This window comes from Kordiimonas marina (assembly GCF_023006325.1).
Classification (GTDB): Bacteria; Pseudomonadota; Alphaproteobacteria; order Sphingomonadales; family Kordiimonadaceae; genus Kordiimonas; species Kordiimonas marina.
The window spans coordinates 305,503-331,808 of record NZ_JAINDF010000001.1; the positions used below are offsets into that span (position 1 = coordinate 305,503).

The window sequence follows — 26,306 nt, forward strand, 5'->3', positions numbered from 1 at the left end:
TGAGGCTGACCCGCCTTTTTCTTTAGAAAATGGTCAGGTGACCGCCGTTATAGTTGGCGAGCATGAGCCCGGCCTCGCGCGCGCGGCGCACGGCGAAAGCGGTCGGTGCCGACAGGGTCACCAGCGCTTTCACGCCGCGGAACACCGCTTTCTCGACGATCTCGTAGGAGGCCCGGCTGGTCATCAGCACGAAGCCTTCGCCCGTTTCCCCGGCCCGTGCCCGGGCGCCCAAAAGCTTGTCGATGGCGTTATGGCGGCCGACATCCTCGCGCACCAGGTGGATCGCGCCGTCCATCCCGGCCCAGGCGGCGCCGTGGACCGAACGGTTGAGCTCCCGCATCGGCTGTTTGGCCTCCAAGGCCCCCGCCGCCACCGCGACCACGCTTCGCTCGATCCTCATCGGCGTTTCGGAGACTTTCGGCAGCGGTTGGAACAAGCGCTCGGCGCTGTCGATCCCGCACAGGCCACAGCCGGTGCGCCCGGTGATGTTGCGGTGTTCGCGCACGCTGAGCCGCTCGGCGGCCCGCGCGCTGATGGTCATGTGGATATCGATGCCCTGTTCGCGTTCGCGGATATCGATCGCGGCGATATCCGCCACCGCATCCACCACGCGCTCACTGAGGGAAAAGCCGACCGCGAAATCCGTAAGGTCCGCGGGGCTTGCCAGCATCACCGCATAGGTGACGCCGTTATAGATGAGCGCGACCGGCGCTTCCTCCGGCAGATGCCAGCTGACCGGCTCACCGTCCTCAGCGCCTTCCATCACCACATCGGCTTGCCAATGCTTTTTCATTCAGCGGCACTGCTCCGCGGCTTTTCCATGCGCCTGAGGTTCGGGCTGTCCTCCGCATACTGGCGCTGCCAGGCCGAGCGGTGGTTCGCGGGCGCGACTTCAACCGCTGTCACCTTATATTCCGGGCAGCTCGTCGCCCAATCCGACAGCTCGGTGGTGATGACGTTGGTGCCGCTTTCCGGATGGTGGAAGGTGGTATAGACGACGCCGGGCGCCATCCGCGCCGAGATTTTGGCCCGCAGCGTGGTTTCCCCCTTGCGCGAGCGCACCGAAACCCAGTCGCCGTCATGGATGCCGCGCATGTCGGCGTCGGAGGCGTGGATTTCCAGCAGGTCTTCCTCCATCCAGCGGTTATTCTCGGTCCGCCTGGTTTGCGCGCCGACATTATACTGGCTGAGGATACGGCCGGTGGTCAGGATCAGCGGGAACTTGCGGTTGGTTTTCTCTTCGGTCGGCACATATTCGGTAACGACGAAGTGCCCACGGCCCCGCACGAATTCGCCGACATGCATGACCGGCGTGCCCGTGGGCGATTTATCATTCACCGGCCACTGCATGCTGCCTTCACGGTCGAGCTTCTCAAAGCTGACGCCGGCGAAGGTGGGGGTCAACTCCGCAATTTCATCCATGATCTCGGCGGCACTGCCGTATTCCATCGGGTAATCGAGCTCGGTGGCGAGCGCTGCCGTCACCTGCCATTCCTCCATCCCGGTGAGCGGTTTCATCACCGGACGGACCCGGCCGATGCGGCGCTCGGCATTGATGAAGGTGCCGTCTTTCTCAAGGAAGCTGGTGCCGGGCAGGAAGACATGGGCAAAGCGCGCGGTCTCATTGAGGAACAGGTCCTGCACGATCACGCATTCCATGTTCCGGAGCGCCGCTTCCACGTGCGCCGTGTTCGGGTCCGACTGGGCGACATCCTCGCCCTGGACATAGATGCCCTTGTAGGTGCCCGCGACGGCTTCATCGAACATCTTGGGGATGCGGTAGCCGGGCACGGCATCAAGGGACACGCCCCACTTGCTTTCAAAGCTCGCGCGCACCGTGTCGTCGCTCACCGGCCGGTAGCCCGCAAATTCATGCGGGAAGGAGCCCATATCGCACGAGCCCTGCACGTTGTTCTGGCCGCGCATCGGGTTCACGCCCACGCCTTCGCGGCCGATGTTGCCGGTCGCCATCGCAAGGTTAGCCATGCCCATCACCATGGTCGAGCCCTGGCTGTGTTCGGTAACCCCAAGCCCGTAATAGATGGCGCCATTGCCCGCCTTGGCATAAAGCCGGGCGGCCGCGCGGATTTCCTCGGCCGGTACGCCGGAGATTTTCGCCACCTCTTCCGGGCTGTTGACCGGGTCGAGGATCGCGGCTTTCCAGTCCTCATAGGAATCCGTTTCACAGCGCGTGCGCACAAATTCCTCGTCCGCGAGGCCTTCAGTGAGCACCACATGGGCAAGCGCGTTGACGACCGCCACGTTGGTGCCAGGCGTAAGCTGCAGATGATGCTCAGCCTTGATGTGCGGGCTTTTGACCAGGCCGATCTCCCGCGGGTCAACCACGATGAGCTTGGCGCCCGCGCGCAGGCGGCGTTTCATCTGGCTCGCGAACACCGGGTGGGCATCGGTCGGGTTGGAGCCGATAACCATGATGACATCCGCGGCTTCGACGGAATCGAAATCCTGCGTGCCAGCCGACGTGCCGAAGGTCTGGTTGAGGCCGTAGCCGGTCGGCGAATGGCAGACGCGCGCGCAGGTATCAACATTATTGTTGCCGAACGCGGCGCGGACCAGTTTCTGCACCAGCCAGACTTCCTCGTTGGTACAGCGTGAAGAGGTGATGCCGCCGATGGATGTGCGGCCGTATTTCGCGCGGACAAGCCGCAGGCGCTCCGCCGCAAAACCGATCGCCTCATCCCAGCTGACTTCGCGCCATGGGTCGGTGATATTTTCGCGGATCATCGGTTTGGTGATGCGGTCCTTGTGGGTGGCGTACCCCCAGGCGAAACGGCCTTTGACGCAGCTATGGCCGTGGTTGGCCTTGCCTGCCTTCTCCGGCACCATGCGGATGACTTGGTCGCCCTTCAGTTCCGCCTTGAAGCCGCAGCCGACACCGCAATAGGCGCAGGTGGTCAGCACCGTGCGGTCCGGCACGCCGTGGTCGATGACGCTGTTTTCCATCAGGGTCGAGGTCGGGCAGGCCTGCACGCAGGCGCCACAGGAGACGCATTCGCTGGTGAAAAAATCTTCCGTGCCGGTGGCGACCCGGCTTTCGAAGCCCCGGCCCTCGATAGTCAGCGCCAGCGTGCCCTGCACTTCGTCGCACGCGCGCACGCAGCGGGAGCAGACGATGCATTTACTGGGATCATAGGTAAAGTATGGGTTGCTTTCATCGCTGGCCTCATCGGTGTGGTTTTCACCGGTATAGCCGTAACGAACATCGCGGAGGCCGACGGCGCCGGCCATATCCTGCAATTCACAATCGCCGTTCGCGGGGCAAGTGAGGCAATCAAGCGGGTGGTCGGAGATATAAAGCTCCATCACCCCGCGCCTCAGCCGCGCGAGCCGCTCGGTCTGGGTTTTGACCACCATGCCCTCTTCCGCGGGCAGCGTGCAGCTGGACGGCGTGCCCTTGCGGCCTTCGACCTCGACAAGGCACAGACGGCAGGAGCCGTAGGCCTTGATCATGTCGGTCGCGCACAGTTTGGGGATGGATATCCCGGCTTCTTCGGCCGCACGCATCACGCTGGTGCCCTTGGGCACGCTGATGGTCTGGCCGTCCACCTCAAGCGTGACACTCTCGTCCGACTTGACCTTGGGGGTCCCGAAATCTTTTTCCTTGAGCAACGTCATGATGCCGCTCCCTTTCCTGACGACACCGCTTGCGGCGTCATCACCTCATCAGCGAAATGGCGGAGCACGCTTTTCACGGGCACCGGCGTCATGCCGCCCATTGCGCACAGCGAACCATCTTCCATCACTTCCAGAAGGTCGGTGATCAGGTCGATATTCGTCTCCCTGTCCTCACCCTTCATGACCTTCGCCATAACTTCCGAGCCCCGCACCGCGCCGATCCGGCACGGGGTGCATTTGCCGCAGCTTTCCGCCGCGCAGAAGTCGAAGGCATATTTGGCCTGGGCCGCCATGTCCGCGGTTTCGTCAAATACCACTATACCACCATGACCCACACCTGCGCCAATTTCCGCGAAGCTTTCATAGTCCATCGGCGTGTCGAACAGGTCCGGCGGCAGATAGGCGCCCAACGGCCCACCCACTTGCGCGGCCTTGACCGGCAGGCCGGAGCGCGTGCCGCCACCAAATTCATTCACCAGTTCACGGAGCGTGACGCCGAAGGCTTTTTCCACCAATCCGCCGCGCAGGACATTGCCCGCAAGCTGGAACGGCATCGTCCCGGTCGAGCGGCCCATGCCGAAGTCCTTATAATAGTCCGCGCCTTCAGCGAGGATGGTTGGCACCGCGCACAGGCTGATGACGTTATGGACCAGCGTCGGCTTGCCGTTCAGGCCCTCAAGCGCCGGGAGCGGCGGCTTGGCACGCACTTCACCACGCTTGCCCTCGAGGCTTTCCAGCAGTGAGGTTTCCTCGCCGCAGATATAAGCGCCCGCGCCCATGAACAGCTCAAGGTCAAATGGCTTGCCGGATTTGAGGACGTTATCGCCCAGAAGCCCGGCATCATAAGCATGTGCGAGCGCTTCAGCGAACACGCGCTTCGCGACCGGATATTCGGAGCGCAGATAGACGAAGCCTTTGGCCGCCCCCGTGCCGAGCCCGGCGATGATCATGCCTTCGATGAGCGCGAACGGGTCGCCTTCCATGATCATCCGGTCGGCGAAGGTGCCGCTGTCGCCCTCATCGGCGTTGCAGACGATATATTTCTGGTCCGCGACCGCACCCAAGACCGTGCGCCATTTGATGCCCGCCGGGAAAGCGGCGCCACCACGGCCCCTGAGGCCCGAGGCCATCACCTGTTCGCTGATATCCTTGGCGGTCATTTCAAGCGCTTTATGCAGGCCCTTCAGGCCGCCATGGGCTTCATAATCGGCAAGCGACAGCGGGTCGGCGACACCGCAGCGCGCGAAGGTCAGCCGCTCCTGATTTTTCAGGAATGGGATGTCTTCGGTGGGGCCAAGGCCAAACGGGTGATCACCGCCATCCGCGAAGCCCGCAGAGACGAGCGAGGCGACATCATCGACCGTGACCGGCCCATACGCCTTACGGCCATCCGCCGTGTCGACTTCAATCATGGGCTCAAGCCAGAAAAGGCCCCGGCTGCCGGTGCGGACGACTTCAGCATCCGGGCAGAGCTGGCTGACCGCATCGGCGACATCGTCAGCGCCCAGCGCCACCGCGACCGTATCATGGGGAATGTAAATCCTGCTCATGCACCGTCCCCTTCCACACCCGCGAGCTTGTCGAACGCAGCTTCGGTGACCTGCGCCTTCACCTTGCCGTCCGCCATCACCGCCGGGCCGTTGGCGCACAGGCCGAGGCAATAGACCGGCTCCAGCGTGACCCGGCCGTCCTTCGTGGTCTCACCCAGCCCGATACCGAGCTTTTCGGTGGCATGTTGGGTGAGCGTGCGCGCCCCGACCGACTGGCAGGCCTCCGCCTGACAGATGCGGATCACGTGCTTACCGCGCGGGCGGGTGGTGAAATCTTCATAGAAGCTGATGACGCCCTTCACCTCAGCCTTTGTGAGGTTGAAAGCGTCAGCAAGGCGGGCCGTCGCGGCCGCATCAATATAGCCCAGCTCGGCCTGCAGCGCATTCAGGGCGCACATCAAACCGCCAGTTTTATCCACATACGGCGCGATGATCGCGTCGAGTGCTGGTATGGTATGGGCTACATCGTCCGCCATGGTCCCCTCGTCTTTCTCCCTTATGGCTCAGGGGCCCAACTTGCGCTTTGACAGGCGTCAAATCAATGGCGAATTTCCCACTAAACGAGAACCTTCTCTGCGCTTATTCTGTACGGGTTTTCTTGAGGTCCGCCTTAATCTTCGCCGAAATTGCCGCGACGTCGGCACGGAGCTTGGCCTCATCGATGGTCAGCACCTTGCGGTCCTTCATCAGGACTTTGCCGTCCACAATGGTGGTGACCACATCCTGCTGGTTCGCCACATAGACAAGCTGGGAAATGACGTCATAAAGCGGCTGCATCCTCAGGCTTTCGGTGGAGACCTGGATCATGTCAGCGCGCAGGCCAACCTGCAGCGCGCCGGTCACACCCTCAAGCCCCGCCGCCTTCGCGCCCATGCGGGTGGCGAGGTTGAGCGCAGTGGCCGCAGGCATCACGGTCGGGTCCTCCGCTACACCTTTATGGATAAGCGCCGCGAGGTGGATTTCATCCCACATGTTGAGGTCGTTATTCGACGCCGCGCCGTCGGTCGCCAGCCCTACCGTCACCCCGGCTTTCAGAAGCTTGGGCACGGGCGAGAAACCGGCACCGGTCTTCATGTTCGAGGTCGGGTTATGGATCGCGGCAAAGCGGGTACCCGCAACCTTTTTCATGTCGCTGTCGGACGGCCACACCACATGGGCGGCGATGACCTGTTCGTTCAGGAGGCCGACATCGGCGAGCTCCTCGATCGAGGTTTCATGATATTTGTCGCCCACCGTCTCAAGCTCGGCCTTGTCCTCAGCGATATGGATGGAGACCGGGGCATGAAGTTCGTGCGCGACCTTGGCGACCTCGGCCAGATGCTCTTTCGACACCGTATAGGGCGCGTGTGGCGCGAGGCCCGGGGTGATGCGGCTATCCTTGCCCTGCCATTCCTTGACGAAGGCGACACCGGCCTTGAAGCTGTCATCCCAGCCTTTGAAGCCGGGGCTCGGGTAATCGATCATCGGCGCGGTGATGACGGCGCGCAGGCCGCATTTCTCCACCACCTTGGCAATAACGCCGGGGTAGAAATACATATCGACGAAGCTGGTGGTGCCGCCCTGGATCATCTCCCAGCAGGCGAGCGTGGAGCCGATGCGGATGAACTCCGGGTCGACATAGCGGCCTTCCATCGGGAAGATATATTTCTGCAGCCAGGTCATCAGCGGCAGGTCGTCCGCCATGCCGCGGAACAGCACCATCGCCGAATGGGTGTGGCCGTTGATCAGCCCCGGCATCAGGATGCGGTTCTCGTCGGAAATCCGCTCGGGCGCGTCATAGGCGGCGTCGATCTCCGCTTCCGGCCCGACGGCGACGATCACGCCGTCCTTCACCGCCACGGCGCCATGCTCGATCACATGCTTGTCTGCATCCATGGTGACCACATAACGGCCACCCACGATCATATCCACCGGCTGCCTGTCGCCTGCAACACTCATATCCTGCTGTCCTTCTGCGGCTACGAGCGCCAGAAACGCCGCTACGGCCATTGTTATCTTTTTCAGTCCCGCACCCATTTCCGGTCCCCCACCTTTAAGAGCTTCATCCGTTTGATAATCGATCCAGCCCAGCCTGCCAAGACGCGGCCTACCCCCGGCGGTAGCGCGCGGGCGAGGTGCCGCACCAGCGGCCGAAGGCGCGCACGAAGGCGGCGGGCTCCGAGTATCCCAGATGCTCGGCGATATCGGCAACGCTTGCGTCCGATTCCCTCAGAAGCTTCTGCGCGCTCAGCTTGCGCGCATCGGCCAAGAGCGACCGGAAGCTCTGCCCTGACCCCGCCAGTTCCCGCTGGAGCGACCGAACGGAGAGCCCCAGCTCCCCCGCGCAGGCCTTCAGCAGGGCGTCACTGCCGCCGAGACCCAAGGGTTCGCTGAGCCGGGTGCTGAGATAGCCGCTGACCCGCGCGACCGTGTCGGTGTCTGTCGGCAAGTCCGCGAGCACATGGGCGCGCAGCACGTCCTTGAGCGCGCGGTTGGCGTCCGCCATCGGGTGTGCCAGTGCCTCAGGCTGCCAGCGGATGCTGTTATGCCCGGCGCCGAACCGCACCGGCGCGAGGAAGGCTTCCTCGAACACTTGCGGATTGTCCGCACGCTCGCGGCACAGGTAAATCTCCGCCGGGCGCACGCCCTCCGCCGCCCAGTTGGCGAAGCGGACGAACGGCAACAGAACCGCTTCCGAGCGGATCTGCCCTGCGGGCCACTCGGGTCGCACCGGGCGGTAGGTGAGGACCATGTCCCCGCCCTCATCCTTCATGTCGAACAGACCACCGGTGCCGACATAGGTGGCGTAACCGCACGCCATCTTGAGCGACTCACCCACCGTGTCACAGGTGGTGAGCAGATGACCGAGCGTGGCGTAGGAGCTGTAGCGCACACGCGTCCCGACCTTGAGGCCGAGCGCCTCGTCCCCCGTCAGGCTTTCCGCCGCGCGCCACAAGGCATCCGCCACGCTGCCCGGCACCCTGTCCTGCCCGCCCCCAGCGCTCAGCGGCTCAACCCCCGCCGCCTCGTAAACTGCAGCGCGATCAAGGCCATAGTCCTCGGCGAGCGTATCGACGAGGGCGGTAAGATAGCGGGCAAGCACGTGGTCGGACATCGGATCGTTCCGGCATAATTTTGGCGTGAAATATCAATTTAGGGCGCTGACTGTCATTTCCAAGACCGGAAAGGTCAAGTATTTTGTGATGACAGTGGGAAGGAAGAAACCGTGGCAACACCCATCGGCATCAACGACGCCGTGGTGACCCTGAACGCCGGCACGCAAGTCGCGCTCGGCATCGGGCTCGCCATCATGATGTTTTCAGTAGCGCTTGGCCTGAAGGCCGAGGATTTTGCCTTTTTGAAGACGCATCCGCGCAGCATGGTCATCGGGCTTTTCGCCCAGATCATCGCCCTGCCCGCGGTGACGCTTCTGCTTATCCATCTGATCAACCCCGAACCCGGCATTGCGCTCGGCATGATGATCGTGGCCTGCTGCCCCGGCGGCAATGTCTCGAACCTCTACACGCGCCTCAGCCGTGGCCACACGGCCTTTTCGGTGGCGCTGACGACGTGCTCGAGCCTGTTTTCCGCCGCCGTGCTGCCGTTCGCGATCCTGTTCTGGACCGGGCTTTATGAGCCGACGCGGGAGCTGGTGAAAACCATCGATATCGACCGGGGGTCCTTCATCATGCAGACGAGCATCACGCTCCTCCTGCCGCTCCTGTCCGGGTTCGCGCTCGCACACCTGAAGCCGAGGCTGGCCCAGAAGCTCCTCAAGGTCTTCATGCCGCTAGCCGTGGCGCTTCTCATCACGCTTGTCGCGGTCGGCGTCGGCACCAACACCAGCCTGCTGGTCGATTTCGGCACCACCATCCTGCCGATCGTGGCGCTCCATAACGCCAGCGCTTTCCTGACCGGCTGGCTCACAGGCGCCTTCCTCATCAAGAACCGGGCGAAGGCCCGGGCGCTGACCTTCGAAGTCGGCATACAGAATTCCGGCCTCGGCCTTTTGATCGTGCTTAGCCAGTTCAAAGGCCTGGGCAGCGCCGCCCTCATTCTCGCCACATGGAGTGTGTGGCACTTGCTTGGCGGCTTCACCCTGATGACGGTCTTTCGGGCGAAAGACCGGATGCAACCAACCCCTATCCTTATCCCGCGGGAGGAACAAAATGGCTTATGATCTGATCATCAAAGGCGGCATGGTTTATGACGGCAACGGCGGCGAAGGCTATATCGCCGATGTCGCGGTTAAGGACGGCGTGATCGCCGAAATCGGCACCATCACCGAAAGCGCCGACCGTGTGATTGACGCTGATGGCGCCATCGTCACCCCCGGTTTCCTTGACCTCCACACCCACTATGACGGCCAGGTTTCCTGGGACCCGGACCTGCAGCCGAGCGTCAACCACGGTGTCACCACCGCGGTGATGGGCAGCTGCGGCGTCGGCTTCGCCCCCGCTAAGCCCACAGACCACACCAAGCTCGTCCGCCTGATGGAAGGCGTTGAGGACATCCCCGGCGCAGCACTCGCTGAAGGGCTGAAGTGGAACTGGGAAAGCTTCCCTGACTATCTGAACGCCATCGACTTCCCGCACACGATCGATTTCGCCGCCCAAGTGGTGCATGATCCGATCCGGGTTTATGTGATGGGTGACCGCGCCGTCTCCGGCGAACCGGCCACGGCCGAAGACATCGCCAAAATGCGTGACCTGACCCGCGAAGCCCTGGAAGCAGGCGCCGTTGGCTTCTCGACCGGCCGCTCGGACGTGCACCGGAGCGCGGACGGCGAATGGACCCCGGCCTCGGAAGCGGGCCGTGACGAACTGATGGGCATCGCCGAAGCCTTCAAAGGCCTCGATCACGGCGTGCTGCAGGTGGTCAACGATTTTGACCTTGAGCGCGGCGACCCCACGGCATTCGACCGCGAATTCGACCTGCTTGAAGATTTTGCCAGCGCCTCCGGCGGGCACCCCTTCTCCCTGTCGCTGATGCAGCGGGATTTCGCGCCCAAACAGTGGAAAGACATCATCGCCCGTGCTGAAGGCGCCAAGGAAAAAGGCATCAACATGCGGATGCAGGTCGCCCCGCGCGGTATCGGCGTCATCAACGGGCTTCAGTGCACCTTCCACCCCTTCATCGGCTTCCCGAGCTATCAGAAGATCAGCCATCTGCCGCTGGATGAGCGCGTGAAGATCATGAAGGACCCTGAATTCAAGAAGCAGATTCTCAGCGAAAAGTCGGGCAAAGTAGCGGGCGACGGCACCGCGATCCCGCCGCTGGCCGATATTCTCCTCGCCCAGATCGACTTCATCAGCTGCAAGATGTTCAAGCTCGGTGAAAACCCGGACTATGAACAGCCGGTCGGCCAGTCGATCTACAAGATGGCGGAAGCCGAGGGCGTGAAGCCCTTGGAGAAAATCTACGACATTCTCTTGGAGAAGGACGGTCAGGAATTCATCTATTTCCCGATCTATAACTATACCGACCTCAACTTCAACGCCGTCTACACCATGATGAACCACCCGCAGGCGATCATGGGCCTGTCGGACGGTGGCGCGCACGTCGGCACCGTATGTGATGCCAGCTTCCCGACCTACCTGCTGGCCCATTGGGCCCGGGACCGTCAGGGCGACCAGATCCCGCTCGCCCGCGCGGTGCAGATGCTGTCGGCTGACATCGCCGATTACGTCGGCTTCCATGACCGCGGCCGCATTGCCGTCGGCCAAAAGGCCAACATCAATGTGATCGACCATAAGAACCTGCGCCTGTTTGCCCCGCATATGGTCAAGGACCTTCCCGCGGGCGGCCAGCGCCTGCTGCAAGCGGCGAAAGGCTATCTCGCCACCATCGTGGGCGGTGTGCCGGTCGTGATCAATGACGCGCTCACGGGGGAACGCCCGGGCCGTCTGGTCCGGCTTGGTCAGGCAGCCTGATAGGCTGCCGCCAGCGCGGTAACGCATAGTTTCGAGTAACAGACAAGCAGCAGGGAACATCCATGGCTGACATTTTCGGTGACCTGAATATCTGGGCCATAATTGGCATGGCCGTGACCATTTTCGGGGCGGCCGCCCTCCGCTCCTTCACGGGCTTCGGCTTTTCGCTGGCCGCCGTGCCGGTTCTCAGCCAGTTCCTGCTGCCGACCACAACGGTCCCGATCGCGACCCTCTTGCTCCTCAGCGTTTCGCTCCTGACCCTGCGCTCCTACGCGCGGGAGATACCGTGGCGCACCATGGGCAGCATGATCGCGTTGTCCGCCGTCGGCACCCTCATCGGCATCTATGTGCTGGTCAGCATCGACCCCGCCACCTTCAAGCTGGCGATCGGCCTTTCGGTAATGGCGGCCTGCGTGGTGCTCAGCCGCTTCCACCCCAAGGACCGCAAACCGGGCGGGCCGACCGCCTGGGGCGCCGGGCTCAGCTCCGGCCTCCTCAACGGTGCGCTGGCGATCCCGGGCCCCCCGGTCATCGTTTATGCCATGGCCGCGTTCCACAAACCGGCCGTCAGCCGCGCTTTCCTGATGGGCTTCTTCCTGTTTTCCTCCAGCTTCGCCACCCTCGGCTATGCCGCCCACGGGGTGATCGACCTGCATGTGCTCAGCCTGTTTGGCCTCGCCCTGCCGATGATGCTGATGGGGGATAAAGCGGGCGCGGTCCTGTTCGCGCGCTATGGCGGCGACAGCTACCGCAAGATCGCCATCACCGCGCTATTCGCGGTTGGCCTGAGCGTCAGCGCAAGTGCGCTTCTTTAAAGTGTGAGGAAAGTGCCGACCACTTCGTCGGCGAGGGCTTCGAGCGTCAGCGGGCCACCCTTACGGTACCAGTTGCGCGTCCAGGCGAGGCTCCCGCGGATAAGCTGGCGTGCGAGGCTGGGCGTGTTCTTGAGAAGCCCTTTCTTGGCGCAGCCCTCCAGCGCCTCGGTCCAGCAGCGTTCATAGCTGTTGTCCCGGAGCGCGAGCACGGCTTCCCGATGTTCGGGGTCGAGGCTGCGCCATTCATCCACCAGCACATAGGCCGCGTGGCCATCCTTCCGGTGGATGGAGGCGAGCTCCACCAGCACCAGCGCCTTCAGCTGCGCGACCGGGTCCGTGATACCCTCCACCGCCTTCAAGGCGCCCTCGCCCATAGCCTGAGTCGTCATCGCCATGGCGGTATAGAGGATATCCTGCTTCGATTTGAAGTGGTGGAACAGGCTGCCGGACAGGATTCCGGCCTTGTCCGCGATGTCACGCACGGTCGTGCGCTCATAGCCTTTTTCGTAAAAAAGATCGATGGCAGCCGTGAGAATCCGTGCCTTTGCAGGGCTTATCGCCCCTATGGGCGCGGGGATGGCATCGGTCTTTTTCTGCGGCTTGCTCATGGTGTGACCCTATCCCATCCCTTCCCGGTTGACAACCAAGCGCTTGCTTGTTTTTAATGTTAATGGGAATGATTAAGGGAAGGCACGTCATGCCGACAGAAGCAAAAGGCGGATACCGATCCGTCTTCCGCGACGACCTGTTCGCGGGTGAGCGTATTATCGTGACAGGCGGCGGCAGCGGCATCGGGCGCTGCACCGCGCATGAGCTCGCCAGCCTTGGCGCGCATGTCATCATCACCGGCCGCAAGGTGGAGAAGCTGGAAGCCACAGCGGCGGAGATCGCCGAGGACGGCGGCAGCGTCAGCTTCCATGCCTTCGACATCCGGGAGGAAGAGGCGGTCAGGACGGCGATCAGTGACATGCTGAAGGACGGCCCGGTTCGCGGGCTCGTCAATAACGCGGGTGGCCAGTTCCCTTCCCCTCTCGAGAAAATCTCCACCAACGGCTTTGAGACGGTGCTCAAATCCAACGTCGTCGGCGCTTTCAACATGAGCCGCGAGCTTGTGAACCAATCGATGAAGGACACCGGCGGCGCCATCGTCAACATCACTGCCGACTTCTGGCGCGGGATGCCAACCATGGGCCATTCGGGTGCCGCGCGCGCGGCCTGTGACAATTTCACCAAGACCGCGGCGGTCGAATGGGGCCGCTTCGGCGTGCGCGTGAACAGCATCGCGCCCGGTTGGGTCGCGTCCTCCGGCTTCGATACCTACACCGATCCGGGCGTGCAGGCGATCCTGCCGCAGCTCAAGAATTTCGTCCCCCTTGGCCGCATCGCCACCGAGGCGGAAATATCCAGCGCCATCGTCTTCCTGATGAGCGAGGGCGCCAGCTTCATCTCGGGCGCCAGCCTGCGCGTGGATGGTGGCGGCAGCCTGTTCAGCCCCTTCTTCCCGCCGCAGGGCGCGAAGAACAGCGAAAGCTATCAGGGCTTCCACCGCTATGTGCCGCCGCGCGCGCTCAGAACGCTCGGGGAGAAGGACTGACCATGCCTGCGCTTGAAAGCCTGATTGATACCGCAAGCGACGCGTTCCAGGCGAACGCCGCCGCCATGCAGGCGGAGCTGGATGAGATTGCGGGCATCGAGGCCCTGAAGGCAGCCGCGCAGGAGAAAGCCCGGCCGCTTTTCGAGAAGCGCGGCAAGTTGCTTCCCAAGGAACGGCTCGCGCTGGTCCTCGACCCTGGCACGCCCTTCCTCGAGCTTGCTTCGCTCGCGGGCTATAAAATGTATGACGACAAGGACGGCTCCGGCGCCGGTGGTTCCATCGCCGGGATCGGCTATGTCGGCGGCAAGCGCTGCCTGGTCATCGTTTCGAACAGCGCGGTGAAGGGCGGCACGGTCGCACCGTCCGGGCTTTGGAAATCGCTCCGGCTCCAGAATATCGCGCTTGAAAACAAGCTGCCGGTGGTCGGGCTGATGGAAGGCGGCGGCGCCAACCTCAACCATGTCTCCGACATGTTCGTCGAAGGCGCGCGCGGGTTCGCGAACCAAGCACGGCTTTCAGCCGCTGGTATCCCACAGATCACCGTGGTCCACGGCAGTTCCACCGCAGGCGGCGCCTACCAGCCGGGACTCAGTGACTATGTCATCATGGTGCGCGGGCGCTCCAAGGTCTTCCTCGCCGGGCCGCCGCTTCTAAAGGCCGCGACCGGGGAAATCGCCAACGATGAGGAACTCGGCGGCGCCGAACTGCACGCCGAAGTCACCGGCACGGCGGAGTATCTGGCCGAAGATGACGCCGACGGTATCCGCTACGCGCGTGAGATCATGGCGCGCCTGCCCTGGCCGGGACAGGCCATTCCCGAACGATCGTTCGAATTGCCGCTTTACAGCCCTGATGAGCTGATCGGTATCGTACCCGCGGAAGCCAAAACGCCCTATGACGTGCGCGAAGTGATCGCTCGCGTGTGTGACGGCTCCGACTTTCTCGACTTCAAGAATGATTACGATAACCAGACGGTCTGCGGCCACGCTTCCATCGAGGGCCACACCATCGGCATCATCGGCAACAATGGCCCGATCACGCCCAAGGGCGCGACCAAAGCCGCGCAGTTCGTACAGCTGTGTGACCAGGCGGGCATTCCGCTCCTGTTCCTCCACAACACCACCGGCTTCATGGTCGGCAAGCAGTCGGAAGCGGACGGGGTGGTCAAGCACGGCTCCAAGCTGATCCAGGCCGTCACCAACGCCCGCGTGCCCAGGATTTCCATCCATATCGGCGGCAGCTACGGCGCGGGCAACTATGCCATGTGCGGTAGGGGCGTCGACCCGCGCTTCGTCTTCTCCTGGCCCAACGTGAAAACCGCCGTCATGGGCGGCGCGCAGGCCGGGATGGTGCTCAAAATCGTCGGCATGGAAAAAGCCAAGCGCCAGGGGCTGGAGCCCGACATGGCCGCGCTTGAGAAAATGGAAGCCGCCACCGCGCACCAGATGGACGCCTGCTCCACCGCCCTCTATGGCACCGCGCGGCTGTGGGATGACGGCATCATCGACCCGCGCGACACCCGCCGCGTGCTTGCTTATCTACTAGACATCTGCCGGGACGCGGACAGCCGCGAAACCCGCCCCAACACTTTCGGCGTCGCCCGCTTCTGACAAAGGACAGCCCCATGATTTTTACCGACCAGCATAATGAACTCCGCCGCACCGTCGCCCGCTTCGTCGAGGAAGAGGTCAACCCGTATGTGGATGAGTGGGAGAAGGCGGGCATTTTCCCGGCGCATGAGCTTTTCAAGAAGATGGGCAACCTCGGCCTTCTCGGTATTTCCAAACCGGAAGCCTATGGCGGGCTGGGGCTCGATTATAGCTACGAGATGGTGCTGGCCGAAGAACTGGGCGGCATCAACTGCGGCGGCGTGCCCATGGGCATCAGCGTGCAGACCAACATGGCGACGCCCGCGCTCGCGCGCTTCGGCTCGGATGAGCTGCGCGAGGAATTCCTCACCCCGGCCATCGCGGGTGACATGGTCTGTTCGATCGCGGTTTCCGAACCCCATGCAGGCTCGGACGTGGCGGCGATCAAGACCAACGCGGTCAGGGACGGTGACGACTATGTCATCAACGGCACCAAGATGTGGATCACCAACTCCACCCAGGCCGATTTCCTGTGCCTCCTTGCCAATACCGGGGACGCGCCCTCGCATAAGAACAAGTCGCTGATCGTGGTGCCGACCAAAACCAAGGGCATCAGTTTCTCCGAGCGGCTCAACAAGCTTGGGATGCGGTCCTCCGACACTGCGCAGATTTTCTTCGACAATGTCCGCGTGCCGCAGCGCTACCTGATCGGCCGCGAGGGCGACGGCTTCCGGATGCAGATGATGCAGTTCCAGGAGGAACGCCTGTGCGCCGCCATGCTCGGCCCCAAGGGCATGGAAAGCACGATCCAGGCAACCATCGACTATACCCGCGAGCGCCAGATTTTCGGCGGCAGTGTGCTCGATAACCAGGTGGTGCAATATAGGCTGGCCGAGCTGGCGACCGAGGTTGAGGCCCTGCGCGCGCTCATCTGGCAGGCGACCGAGCAATATATCAACGGCATCGATGTCCTCAGGCTCGCCTCCATGGCCAAGCTGAAGGCCGGACGCCTGTCGCGCGAGGTTTCGGACTCCTGCCTGCAATATTGGGGCGGCATGGGCTTCATGTGGGACAGCCCGGTTGCGCGCTCCTACCGCGACAGCCGCCTCGCCAGCATCGGCGGCGGCTCGGATGAGACCATGCTCCGTATCCTCACCCGCCTGATGGGCCTGGATAAAAAGTAAGGAGCCGGGCGTGAGCGAAAGCACCGAAAATCCTGTCCTGACCGAACAGCAAGGCAGCGTCCTGCATGTGACGCTCAACCGCCCCCAGGTCAAAAACGCCATGAACGCGGCCATGGTCGACGGCCTGATTGCGGCGTTTGAAAGTGCGGCGGCGGATGACGGCATCCGCGCGCTCGTCCTTCGGGGCGCGGGCGGTACTTTCTCCGCAGGCGGTGACCTCAAGGGCATGGGCACGGACAGCAAGGCCGCCATCACCAAGGGCAACCGCCGCTTCGGCGAAATGCTGGAGGTGGCACAGGCCTTTCCGAAAGTGCTGATCGCGGTTCTGGAAGGGGCGGCGCTCGGGGGTGGCTTCGGCCTCGCCTGTGTCGCCGATGTCGCGATTGCATCCGAGACCTGCCGCTTCGGCATGCCCGAGGTAACGGTCGGCCTGATCCCGGCGCAGATCGCGCCCTTCGTGCTCGCACGCATAGGCCTCACCGCTACGCGCAGGCTGGCGCTCACCGGGGCGATGATCGACGGGCGCGACGCCCACACGCTCGGTCTCGTTCACCATGTCGAGGCTGACACGGAAGCGGTGGAAGCCCGGCTTGCCGCCACGCTCCAGCAACTGAAGAAAGCCGCGCCCGGCGCGAACCGTGTGACCAAGCAGCTGCTGATGGAGCTGAGCCCCGGCGTAACCGCACGGGCGCTCGACCATGCTGCAGAGCTCTTCACCGAAGCACTCACCGGGCCTGAAGGCTATGAGGGCACCACAGCTTTCCGCGAGAAGCGCCCGCCCGCGTGGGCGAGGGAGGACACGCCATGATCCAGCGCCTCCTGATCGCCAACCGCGGTGAGATCGCCTGCCGCATCATCCGCACCGCGCGCGCGATGGGCGTTGAGACCGTCGCCGTCTATTCGGACGCAGACCGGCACGCCCAGCATGTGACACTGGCGGACAAAGCCGTCCCCATCGGCCCGGCCCCGGCGGCACAGTCCTACCTCAATATCGAAAAGGTCATCGAAGCCGCGCGTGCGAGCGGCGCTGACGCCATTCACCCCGGCTACGGCTTCCTGTCCGAAAACGCTGCCTTCGCGGAGGCCGTCGCGGACGCTGGCCTCACCTTCGTCGGGCCCTCGGCCGACGTTATCGCCAAGATGGGCGACAAGCGCGAGGCGCGGCTGATCGCCAAGGACGCCAAAGTGCCCTGCGTGCCCGGCTATGACGGCGCGGACCGGAGCGATGAAAACCTGAAGGCAGAGGCCGGAAAGCTCGGCTTCCCGCTGATGATCAAGGCGACTGCGGGGGGCGGCGGCCGGGGGCTCAGGCGTGTGAATGCGCTTGCGGACTTTGACACTGCCCTCGCCGCAGCCCGACGTGAGGCAGGCTCGGCTTTCGGCAATACCGACATCATGCTCGAACGTGTGATCGCGCCCGCGCGCCATGTGGAGGTGCAAATCCTCGCCGACCGGCACGGCACTGTGCTGCATTTGGGGGAACGCGACTGCTCGGCCCAAAGGCGGCACCAGAAGGTGCTGGAAGAAGCGCCGTGCGCCACCATCAGCCAGGCCACGCGTGACGGCCTGCATCAGGCAGCCGTATCGCTCGCAAAAGCCGTCGGATACGAAGGCGCGGGCACGGTCGAATTCCTCGTCGATGAAGACGGCGGTTTCTATTTCCTCGAAATGAACACCCGGCTGCAGGTGGAGCACCCGGTCACCGAGGCCATCACCGGCCTCGACCTCGTCGCCGAACAGCTGCGCATCGCGGCGGGTGAGAAGCTGGCGTTCGGGCAGGCCGACGTCACCTTCACCGGCCACGCCATCGAGGCGCGGCTTTATGCCGAAGACCCGGCGAACGCTTTCATGCCGCAGACAGGCACGCTGGCCCGGCTCAGCTTCACCGAGGTCGGACGTGTGGACAGCGGTGTGGTCACGGGTGATGTCGTCAGCCCCTTCTATGACCCGATGCTGGCGAAGCTGGTCGCCCATGGCGGGACCCGGGACGAAGCCTTGCAGAAGCTCAGCGCCATGCTGTCGGCCAGCACGGTCGCGGGGGTTACCACCAACAAGGCTTACCTGAACCATATTCTGGCGGGGGAAGCCTTCGCAGGCGCTACGCACCGTACCAATACGCTGGACAGCGATGAGTATACGCCTCCTGCGCCGGGCGCCGCCGAGGCCACCCTTGCGGCCGCCGCCCTGCTTCATAGGGCACTCAGCACTTTCAGGCACCAGAGCCTCGCAGGCTGGCGCACGGTCCACCATGTGCCGGAGCGGCGCACGATGGAGATCGGCGAGGACCGTCATGCGCTGACCCTCACCCACACCCGCGACTGCGGGGACTGGACCATCGACGTGGCGGCAGGCGATTGGCATTTCAGCTTCGGCCCGCGAGACTTCAAGCACACCGCCATCAAGGGCGACACGGTCTATCTGGACACGCCCAACGGCCACGTCACCGCCCGCGATGTCACGCTGGCAGCCCCGGAAAAACAGTCGAAGGTCGGCACTGGCCACCTGACCGCACCGATGGACGGCCAGGTGGTCGCTGTCGCCGCTGAGGCTGGAAGCGCAGTCAAGGCCGGTGACCTGATCGTCGTCATCGAAGCCATGAAAATGGAACATCAGGTGCGCGCGGACATCGACGGCACGCTTGACGGCCTGACCGTCGCGGTCGGCCAGCAGGTCAAGGGCCGCCAACCGCTTGCCACCATCACCCCAACCAACGGAGCCCCCCAATGAGCGATAAAGCCATCCTCACCTGCGCGCTGACCGGCGTGCTGACGGACCCGACACAGCACCATGTGCCCGTGACCCCCGAACAGATGGCGGCAGAAGCCAAGGCGGCCTACGACGAGGGTGCCACCATCATGCACTGCCACTACCGGCAGCAGACACCCGGCAAAGGCCACCTGCCGAGCTGGGACGGTGCGCTCGCCCACGAGATCAACGATGCCATCCGCGCGGCCTGCCCCGGTGTGGTGATCAACATGACCACCGGCGTTGTGGGGCGTGACCAAACGGAAGTGCTGAAGTATCTCGCCTTCAACAAGCCGGAGATGGCGGCGATGAACGCGGGCAGCCTCAATTACCTCAAGACCCGCAAGGATGGCAGCTGGGCCTGGCCGCCGATGGTGTTCGACAATCCGGTCGAGAAGGTCGCAGAAATGCTGGCGGTCATGAAAGCGAATGACATCATCCCCGAATTCGAATGTTTCGATGTCGGCATCGTGCGTTCGGTCGGGCTGTATCTCGAAAACGGCATGGTCGGCCACGCCGACTATAATTTCGTTATGGGCGTCGCCTCCGGCATGCCGTGTGACGCCGACCTGTTGCCGCTTCTGATCAAGTACAAACACCCGGACAGCCCGTGGCAGGCCACGCTGATCGGCCGCCAGAATGTATGGCCCGTGCACCAGCGCGTCGCCGAGCTGGGCGGCAACCTGCGCACGGGGCTGGAGGACTGTTTCTACCTGCCAAGCGGCGACAAGGCGACGTCCAACGGACCGATGATCGCGGCGCTTGCCCGCTGCGCGCGCAATGCCGGGCGGGAGGTCACGAGCCCCGAGGAAACCCGCACCATGATCGCCAAGATGGCCTGGAGCTGAAGGGAGACGGACCATGCAGCCCATCCTCAAGAATTTCGGCTTCTCGGACGAGCACCAGAGCCTGTTCGACATGGCGTTCCGCTACGCCGAAGACAAGCTTTACCCGCTTGTGCCCAAAATGGACGATGACGACTGGTTCCCGGCGGACGCCTATCAGGCGATGCGCGAAGTTGGGCTTCTGGGTGTCACCATCCCGGAACAGTATGGTGGCGCGGGGCTTGATTTCATCTCGCAGGCCTTGATCGCCGAAGCGCTGACCTATTGGAACCATGCCTTTTCGGCGAGCTGGGGCGCGAGCGAGAACCTGTGCATCAACAATATCGTCCGCAACGCCAATGAGGCGCAGAAGGCCAAGTACCTTCCCCGCTTCGTCGAGGGAGCCATCGGCGCGCTCGGCCTCACCGAACCCGGCGCGGGCTCGGACGCGCTCGGCTCCATGGCGACGACGGCCAAGCGCGTGGGCGATGAATATATTCTGAACGGCCGTAAGATGTTCATCACCAACGGCCCGGTGGCGGACATCCTCTTGATCTACGCCAAGACCAACCCGGAAGCGGGCGCCCACGGCATCTCCGCCTTCATCGTCGAGAAGGAATTTGAAGGTTTCTCGGTCGCGCAGAAGCTGGACAAAATGGGCTGGCGCGGCAGCCCGACGGGCGAACTGGTGTTCGAGGACTGCCGGGTACCCGCAGAAAACCTCGTGGGCGGCGAAAACGCCGGGGTCGCCGTGGTGATGAGCGGCCTCAATATCGAACGCACGCTTCTGTGCTCGTCCTCGATCGGCATGGCGCAGCGGGCCCTAGACCTGTCGCTCGACTATGCGCGGGACCGCAAGCAGTTCGGCAAATCCATCGGCCAGTTCCAGCTGGTGCAGGGCATGATCGCCGACATGTATACCGACATCGAAACCCTGCGCGCCACCAGTTATCAGATGCTGAAGGAACTCAATGAGCTTGAGCGCGGCGGCGGCGGCCGTGGCCCGGTGCACCTGCGCACGGCGATGAACGCGCTCTATGCCGGACGGGCGATCATGCGGGTGCTGGATAATGCGGTGCAGATCCACGGCGGCATGGGCTTCATGCGCGAGACCGAGGTCAACCGGCTCTACCGCAGCGGCAAGATTTTGGAGATCGGCGCTGGCACCAACCAGGTGCGGCAGGGCATCATTGCCCAAGAGCTTTTAAAAGGCTGAATTACTGAAGGGCTGACGGGGAAGGGACGCCATGGCACGGGGAGACGACGGGATGGAGCTGAAGACGGCACTGGATAATCTGAACCACTGGGCCACGGTGAAACCCGATGAGCCCTGGCTGGTTGACCTGAAGGGCGGCGAAGAACAGCCGATCACCTGGGCCGAAGCCAAGGCCGAGATCGAGGCGGTCGCCGCCGCCCTCGCCCACCGCCTGCCCGGCACAGGCCGCAAGGCCGCGCTCCTGAGCCGCAACCGGGCACACTGGATCCTCGCGGACCTCGCCATCTTGCGGTCAGGCCACATGACCGTGCCGGTCTTCACCACCATGCGGCCGGATACCTTCCGCTATGTGCTGGATTTCTCCGACACCGAACTTTTGTTCCTCGGCGAGGCCACCAACTGGGAACTCGTGAAACCGATGGTGCCCGACCATGTCACCATCGTCACCCTGCCCGGCGTGCCGGAAAGCGAAGGCAATGTGACGTGGGATGCGCTGGTTCAGGAAGGCAAAGGCCTGCCGATACCAAACATGCCGGACCGGAATGAACCCGCCACCGTGATCTTCACCTCCGGCACCACCGGCAAGCCCAAGGGTGTGATGCATTCGCTGCAGACGCTGGCCGAAGCCACCTATGGCCTGACCGTGAATTCCGATACGGAAGAAGGCTGGCGCTTCTTCTCCTACCTGCCGCTTGCGCACCTGGCCGAACGGCTGATCATCGAGCTGCACTGCCTGGCCTCAGGCGGGGTCATCACCTTCAATGAAGGGCTGGAGAGCTTCACAGACGACCTGCGCGCCGCAAAATCCGACTATTTTTTCGGCGTGCCCCGGATATGGGAGAAGCTGGTGCAAGGCGTGCTCGCGGGTGTCGGGGGCGATGCCGCCGCGCTCAAGGCCATGCTGACCGGCGAGAATGCCGAGCTGGTGGCCGCTGGTATCCGCGAAAAGCTCGGCTTCGGCAGCGTGCGGCAACTGGTTTCCACCAGCGCGCCGACCCCGCCGGTCATCAAGGAATGGTTCAACCTGTTCGGCCTCGAATTCCTCGACGGCTACGGCCAGACCGAGATTTTGCCCATCACCACCACACCCAAGGGCTGCGAGAAACGCGGCTCGGTCGGCAGGCCGTCTGCCGGGATTGAGGTGCGGATCACCGATGAGGGCGAACTGATCGCCCGTGGGCCCGGCTGCAGCCTCGGCTACTATAAGGCGCCGGACAAGACGGCGGAAACCTTTCGGGACGGCTGGGTCTATACCGGCGACCGGGCGGAGATTGACGAGGACGGCTATGTCACCCTCAAAGGCCGGGTGAAGGAAACCTTCAAGACCGCCAAGGGCAAATATGTCGCGCCGGGACCGATCGAAACCCAGTTCCTGCAATCGGACCTGATCGAACAGGCAGTGATCGTCGGCCATGGCCTCCCACAGCCGGTGCTGCTGATCGTCGCGAGCCCGCATGGGCAGGCCCTGCCCCCCAAAGCCTTCGAAGCCGACATGCGGCAGCTGATTGCCGACATCAACGCCGAACAGGAGCACCATGCCCAGATCGGCGCGGTGATCCTGGCCGCCGAGCCCTGGACCATTGAGAATGGCGTGCTGACCCACACGATGAAAATCCGCCGCGACCGCATCCTGGACCGCTTCGGGGCGGAGATAGAGGACGCGGCCAGCTATATCGGCAGCGGCCACGACCTTCATTTCAGACACACGGGGCTTTGAAGGCCTATTCGTAGCGGAGCGCTTCGATCGGGTTGAGGCGTGACGCCCGGCGCGCGGGGTAATAGCCGAAGAACAGGCCAACCGCGCCCGAGCCCACAAGGCCGACGGCCACGAACACCGGGTCCAGAAGCACCGGCCAGTGGCCGAGGCGGGCGAACATTGCGGCGCCGATACCACCGATAGTCAGCCCGATGATGCCGCCGATCAGGCACAGCGTCATCGCTTCCACCAGGAACTGGATCAGAATGTCTCGTTCGCGCGCGCCGACGGCCATCCGGAGACCAATTTCCCTTGTTCGTTCCGTTACCGAAACGAGCATGATATTCATGATGCCGATGCCGCCGACGATGAGGGAGATCGCCGCCGCGGCAGCCAGAAGCAAGCCAAGCGTCGCCTGCGTCGCCGTACGGGTCGCGATGAATTCCGCCATGTTGCGCACGTCAAAGTCCGCCTGTTCGCCGGGCCGGATGTGGCGCCGCTTCATCAGGAGATCCTCGATTTCCGACTGCACGGCGCCCATGTCAGCACCGTCGGCGACCGAGATCATCATGAAGTCGACCGGGTCCGGCACCGGGCTGCTGCCGCGGGCGAGCCGGGCGCGTGCGGTGGAAATGGGCACGAGGATGGTGTCATCCTGGTCGTTGCCCATGCCGGACTGGCCCTTTTTCTCGAGGATGCCGATCACGGTGAAGGGCACGGCCTTGATGCGGATGCGCTGGCCGATGGGCGGGGTTTCGCCGAACAGCTCGCGCGCCACGGTCTGGCCGATCACGGCGACCTTGGCCTTCCGCCGAACGTCTTCATCCGCCAGGCCGCGTCCCTCGCTCACATGCCAGTTGCGCACCTCATGGAAGGCGGCGTCGACGCCCTGGATGCTGGTCTGCCAGTTCTTGTTGCCATAGATGACAGCGGCCCCGGTGCGGTTGTTGCCGGTGATGGCCGCCACCTCGGGGATCGACTGCCGGATCGCCGCCACGTCGCTTTCCCTAAACGGCAGGCTAGAGCCCGAACCGCCCTGGCGCCCGCCGATCATGGTGGAGCCTGGGCGCGCGAACAGAAGGTTGCTGCCCAGGTTGGTGATATGGTCCTCAATCTGTTTCGAGGCACCAGCGGAGATCGACGCCATCGCGATCACCGACGCGACGCCGATGACGATGCCGAGCATGGCCAGCGCAGTCCTGAGGGCATTGAGCTTCAGGGCCTCAAGTGCGATCTTCATAGTCTCAAGGACAGTCATGATGCAGCCCTCCCCGCACGGTCGCCCGTATCCTCCACAATCTTGCCATCGCGGAAAAACAGGTTGCGGTGCGCATAGCCCGCCACCTCGTTTTCATGGGTGACGACCACAATGGTCATGCCGCCTTCGTTGAGCCGCTGAAATAGCTTCATCACATCGACCGTCGTGCGGCTGTCGAGCGCGCCTGTGGGCTCATCCGCCAGAATGAGCTTCGGATCATTCACCAGTGCACGCGCGATGGCGACACGCTGCTGCTGCCCGCCGGAAAGCTCGTTGGGGTGGTGGCTGGCGCGGTCGGCAAGGTCCACCTGTTCGAGCGCATGCATACAGCGCGCCTCAGCATCCGCCGGGAGCCCGCGCCGGTAGCGAAGCGGCAACATGACATTGTTGAGCGCGCTGGTGCGCGGCAAAAGGTTGAACTGCTGAAAGACGAAGCCGACATAGCGGTTGCGCAAGTCCGCCAGCGCGTCATTGTCCATCTCCGCCAATTCCTGCCCCGCCACCTTGATGTTGCCCGCGGTCGGATGGTCGAGCGCGCCACACATATTCATGAAGGTGGACTTGCCGGAGCCCGACGCCCCCATCACCGCGACGAATTCGCCTTCACAGATGGTGACATCGACACCGTCAAGCGCGCGGATCAGCTCACTGCCTTGCTGGTAGTGGCGGCAGAGGCCCTTGGCCTCGATGACCGGGGACCGCCCTTGGGGACGCTCGGTCATTTGCCAGCTCTTTCTTCACGAATGACGACTTTGTCACCCGCCTTGAGACCGTACACCAGCTCTGTATGGTCCTCATCCGACAGGCCAAGCCCGACGGCGACCTGCTGGAGTTTGCCATCGGCCGTCAGGGTCCAGACAGCAGCATGACGGATATTGGCATGCTCCGCCGTCTGCGCTTCATACTGCGCCCATTGACCCGCGGTCAGTATATCCTTCAGCGCCTTTTCGAACCCGGCCTTGAGTTTTTCACGCATGACAACCCGGTCCCGCGTGTCCATATCTGCGCTCATGGAGGGCTGGGACGACCGAAGCGCCTTGAGCTTGGCTTCAAGCGCCGCCTGCTGATCCCTGCTCATCTTCAAGGTGGTGGCCAACAGATGCAAGCGACCCGCAACAGCACTATTGTTGTTTGTAAGCGTAGACACGGCGTCTTTCGGACGGAACCGGAACGCATCATTCGGCACGCGCAGCACGTCACTTTTTTCGCCCGTGACAATATCGACATTGGCCGTCATGCCGGGAAGTAGAATTCGCCCTGGGTTCTTGGCCGAGATCACCACGGTATAGGTGACAACGTTCGACTGTTCGGTGGGCGCCAGGCGCACCTGCTCCACCGTTCCCCGGAAGGTCCGGCCATCGTAGGCATCGACGGTGAATTCGACCCGATCTCCGGGTTTGACGGACCCGATATCGGCCTCATCCACGTCGGCTTCCACCTGAATTTCGGACAGGTCCTGCGCGATTTCAAACAGGGTCGGCGCCTGCAGGCTGGCTGCCACGGTCTGGCCGAGGTCAACCTGACGCGCGATCACCGTGCCATTGATCGACGAGCGGATTTCCGTGCGCTCAAGGTCGATTTCAGCCTGGGCAAGCGCCGCCTGGCGCTGGGTAACTGTCGCCTGGGCATTCCTCAGCTGCGCTTCGGCAGACATGACATCGGCCTTCGCGGTTTCCACCGTGGTTTCGGCAGAGTCGAGTGCACTTTCGGATACGTTCCCCTGCGTCCTCAAATCCTTCTGGCGCCGGTATGTGCGCTCCGCTTCCTTGAGATTGGCTTTCGTGCGGGCAATGGCGGCTTTCTGGATATCGACCCCGGCTTTGGCGACCGACAGTTCGGCTTTCGCCTGGGTGACCTTGGTCTGGAAGGTTTGCGGGTCGATTCGCGCCAAAAGCTGGCCCTTCTTGACCTCGTCGTTATAGTCGGCCTTGAGTTCGGCAATCTGCCCGGAAAGCTGGGAACCGATCTCCACGGTCACCAGCGGACGCACCGACCCGCTTGCCGACACCATCCGCCGGATCGAGCCTCTATCCACCGCTTTCGTAACATAGGCGCCGTCCGCTTTGCGGGTGGTATCCCCCGTGCCGGACCCATACCACCAGACTGCGGCACCAACGGCCAGAACACCCAATATAATGGCCACGCGGCCCATACGCCTTTGTTTCATGCTTAACCCGCCATCTGCTGTTGTATCTATTGTTACGAATGATATTGCCAGAATCCTACGCGACTTTGATGTCTCAGCAATTAATTGTGTTGCTTCCGCGCCAAAGTGTCACATTATCAT

The 26,306-nt window shown here is 63.2% G+C and carries 21 protein-coding genes; 11 read left to right on the top strand and 10 right to left on the bottom strand.

The genetic code is table 11. The features are described from left to right. Positions 1-22: 22 nt before the first annotated feature. From fdhD to K6118_RS01450, 6 genes are all read right to left on the bottom strand, one after another. Positions 23-793 (bottom strand): formate dehydrogenase accessory sulfurtransferase FdhD, encoded by a 771-nt coding sequence (fdhD, locus tag K6118_RS01425; protein WP_247118344.1) that lies wholly within the window; start codon positions 791-793, stop codon positions 23-25. Then, positions 790-3,636: a formate dehydrogenase subunit alpha gene (gene fdhF / locus K6118_RS01430; protein WP_247118345.1), complete on the bottom strand. Its 2,847-nt coding sequence runs from the start codon at positions 3,634-3,636 to the stop codon at positions 790-792. Before fdhF ends, fdhD begins: the two co-directional genes overlap by 4 nt. Further along, positions 3,633-5,186: a formate dehydrogenase beta subunit gene (locus K6118_RS01435; protein WP_247118346.1), complete on the bottom strand. Its 1,554-nt coding sequence runs from the start codon at positions 5,184-5,186 to the stop codon at positions 3,633-3,635. The genes fdhF and K6118_RS01435 overlap by 4 nt, the downstream gene beginning before the upstream one ends. Then, a complete protein-coding gene (locus K6118_RS01440; RefSeq protein ID WP_247118347.1) occupies positions 5,183-5,662 on the bottom strand; it encodes an NAD(P)H-dependent oxidoreductase subunit E in 480 nt (159 codons plus the stop codon). The genes K6118_RS01435 and K6118_RS01440 overlap by 4 nt, the downstream gene beginning before the upstream one ends. Positions 5,663-5,765: 103 nt before the next feature. Continuing rightward, positions 5,766-7,124, bottom strand: coding sequence for an amidohydrolase family protein (locus K6118_RS01445; protein WP_247118349.1), 1,359 nt, complete (start codon positions 7,122-7,124; stop codon positions 5,766-5,768). A 148-nt stretch (positions 7,125-7,272) separates the two neighbouring features. Beyond that, positions 7,273-8,280: an AraC family transcriptional regulator gene (locus K6118_RS01450; RefSeq protein WP_247118350.1), complete on the bottom strand. Its 1,008-nt coding sequence runs from the start codon at positions 8,278-8,280 to the stop codon at positions 7,273-7,275. A gap of 111 nt (positions 8,281-8,391) precedes the next feature. On the opposite strand from K6118_RS01450, the gene K6118_RS01455 reads away from it, so the two are divergent. From K6118_RS01455 to K6118_RS01465, 3 genes are all read left to right on the top strand, one after another. Further along, on the top strand, positions 8,392-9,345 hold the full coding sequence (locus tag K6118_RS01455; protein WP_247118351.1) for a bile acid:sodium symporter family protein: 954 nt from the start codon (positions 8,392-8,394) through the stop codon (positions 9,343-9,345). Continuing rightward, positions 9,335-11,098 carry an N-acyl-D-amino-acid deacylase family protein gene (locus tag K6118_RS01460; RefSeq protein WP_247118352.1) on the top strand — a complete coding sequence of 588 codons (1,764 nt, stop codon included), beginning with the start codon at positions 9,335-9,337 and terminating at the stop codon, positions 11,096-11,098. The genes K6118_RS01455 and K6118_RS01460 overlap by 11 nt, the downstream gene beginning before the upstream one ends. A 62-nt stretch (positions 11,099-11,160) precedes the next feature. Continuing rightward, positions 11,161-11,913, top strand: coding sequence for a sulfite exporter TauE/SafE family protein (locus K6118_RS01465; protein ID WP_247118353.1), 753 nt, complete (start codon positions 11,161-11,163; stop codon positions 11,911-11,913). Here K6118_RS01465 and K6118_RS01470 read toward each other — a convergent pair. Beyond that, entirely contained in the window at positions 11,910-12,521 is a 612-nt protein-coding gene (locus tag K6118_RS01470; protein WP_247118355.1) for a TetR/AcrR family transcriptional regulator, read from the bottom strand. The two genes, K6118_RS01465 and K6118_RS01470, sit on opposite strands and share 4 nt — an antisense overlap. An 89-nt stretch (positions 12,522-12,610) precedes the next feature. Between K6118_RS01470 and K6118_RS01475 the strand changes: the two genes are divergently transcribed. The 8 genes from K6118_RS01475 to K6118_RS01510 are packed head-to-tail and all read left to right on the top strand — an operon-like array spanning position 12,611 to position 22,782. Beyond that, the gene (locus K6118_RS01475; RefSeq protein ID WP_247118356.1) at positions 12,611-13,507 is read left to right on the top strand and encodes an SDR family oxidoreductase; all 897 of its coding nucleotides are present in this window, start codon (positions 12,611-12,613) and stop codon (positions 13,505-13,507) included. Positions 13,508-13,509: 2 nt separating this feature from the next. After that, a complete protein-coding gene (locus K6118_RS01480; protein ID WP_247118357.1) occupies positions 13,510-15,117 on the top strand; it encodes an acyl-CoA carboxylase subunit beta in 1,608 nt (535 codons plus the stop codon). Between the two features lie 14 nt (positions 15,118-15,131). After that, positions 15,132-16,280, top strand: coding sequence for an acyl-CoA dehydrogenase family protein (locus K6118_RS01485; RefSeq protein WP_247118358.1), 1,149 nt, complete (start codon positions 15,132-15,134; stop codon positions 16,278-16,280). A 10-nt stretch (positions 16,281-16,290) separates the two neighbouring features. Next, on the top strand, positions 16,291-17,088 hold the full coding sequence (locus K6118_RS01490) for an enoyl-CoA hydratase/isomerase family protein (protein WP_247118360.1): 798 nt from the start codon (positions 16,291-16,293) through the stop codon (positions 17,086-17,088). Next, positions 17,085-19,007, top strand: coding sequence for an acetyl/propionyl/methylcrotonyl-CoA carboxylase subunit alpha (locus K6118_RS01495; protein ID WP_247118361.1), 1,923 nt, complete (start codon positions 17,085-17,087; stop codon positions 19,005-19,007). Before K6118_RS01490 ends, K6118_RS01495 begins: the two co-directional genes overlap by 4 nt. Continuing rightward, positions 19,004-19,873, top strand: coding sequence for a beta-keto acid cleavage family enzyme (locus tag K6118_RS01500; RefSeq protein ID WP_247118362.1), 870 nt, complete (start codon positions 19,004-19,006; stop codon positions 19,871-19,873). Before K6118_RS01495 ends, K6118_RS01500 begins: the two co-directional genes overlap by 4 nt. Before the next feature lie 13 nt (positions 19,874-19,886). Next, positions 19,887-21,065, top strand: a complete 1,179-nt coding sequence (locus tag K6118_RS01505) for an acyl-CoA dehydrogenase family protein (protein WP_247118363.1) — start codon at positions 19,887-19,889, stop codon at positions 21,063-21,065. 31 nt (positions 21,066-21,096) lie between these two features. Further along, positions 21,097-22,782: an AMP-dependent synthetase/ligase gene (locus K6118_RS01510; protein ID WP_247118364.1), complete on the top strand. Its 1,686-nt coding sequence runs from the start codon at positions 21,097-21,099 to the stop codon at positions 22,780-22,782. 4 nt (positions 22,783-22,786) lie between these two features. Here the strand turns inward: K6118_RS01510 and K6118_RS01515 are convergent, their stop codons facing one another. The 3 genes from K6118_RS01515 to K6118_RS01525 are packed head-to-tail and all read right to left on the bottom strand — an operon-like array spanning position 22,787 to position 26,186. Continuing rightward, entirely contained in the window at positions 22,787-24,019 is a 1,233-nt protein-coding gene (locus K6118_RS01515) for an ABC transporter permease (RefSeq protein ID WP_247118365.1), read from the bottom strand. Then, entirely contained in the window at positions 24,016-24,741 is a 726-nt protein-coding gene (locus tag K6118_RS01520; protein WP_247118367.1) for an ABC transporter ATP-binding protein, read from the bottom strand. The genes K6118_RS01515 and K6118_RS01520 overlap by 4 nt, the downstream gene beginning before the upstream one ends. Then, on the bottom strand, positions 24,738-26,186 hold the full coding sequence (locus tag K6118_RS01525; RefSeq protein ID WP_247118368.1) for an efflux RND transporter periplasmic adaptor subunit: 1,449 nt from the start codon (positions 26,184-26,186) through the stop codon (positions 24,738-24,740). The genes K6118_RS01520 and K6118_RS01525 overlap by 4 nt, the downstream gene beginning before the upstream one ends. Between the last annotated feature and the right edge of the window lie 120 nt (positions 26,187-26,306).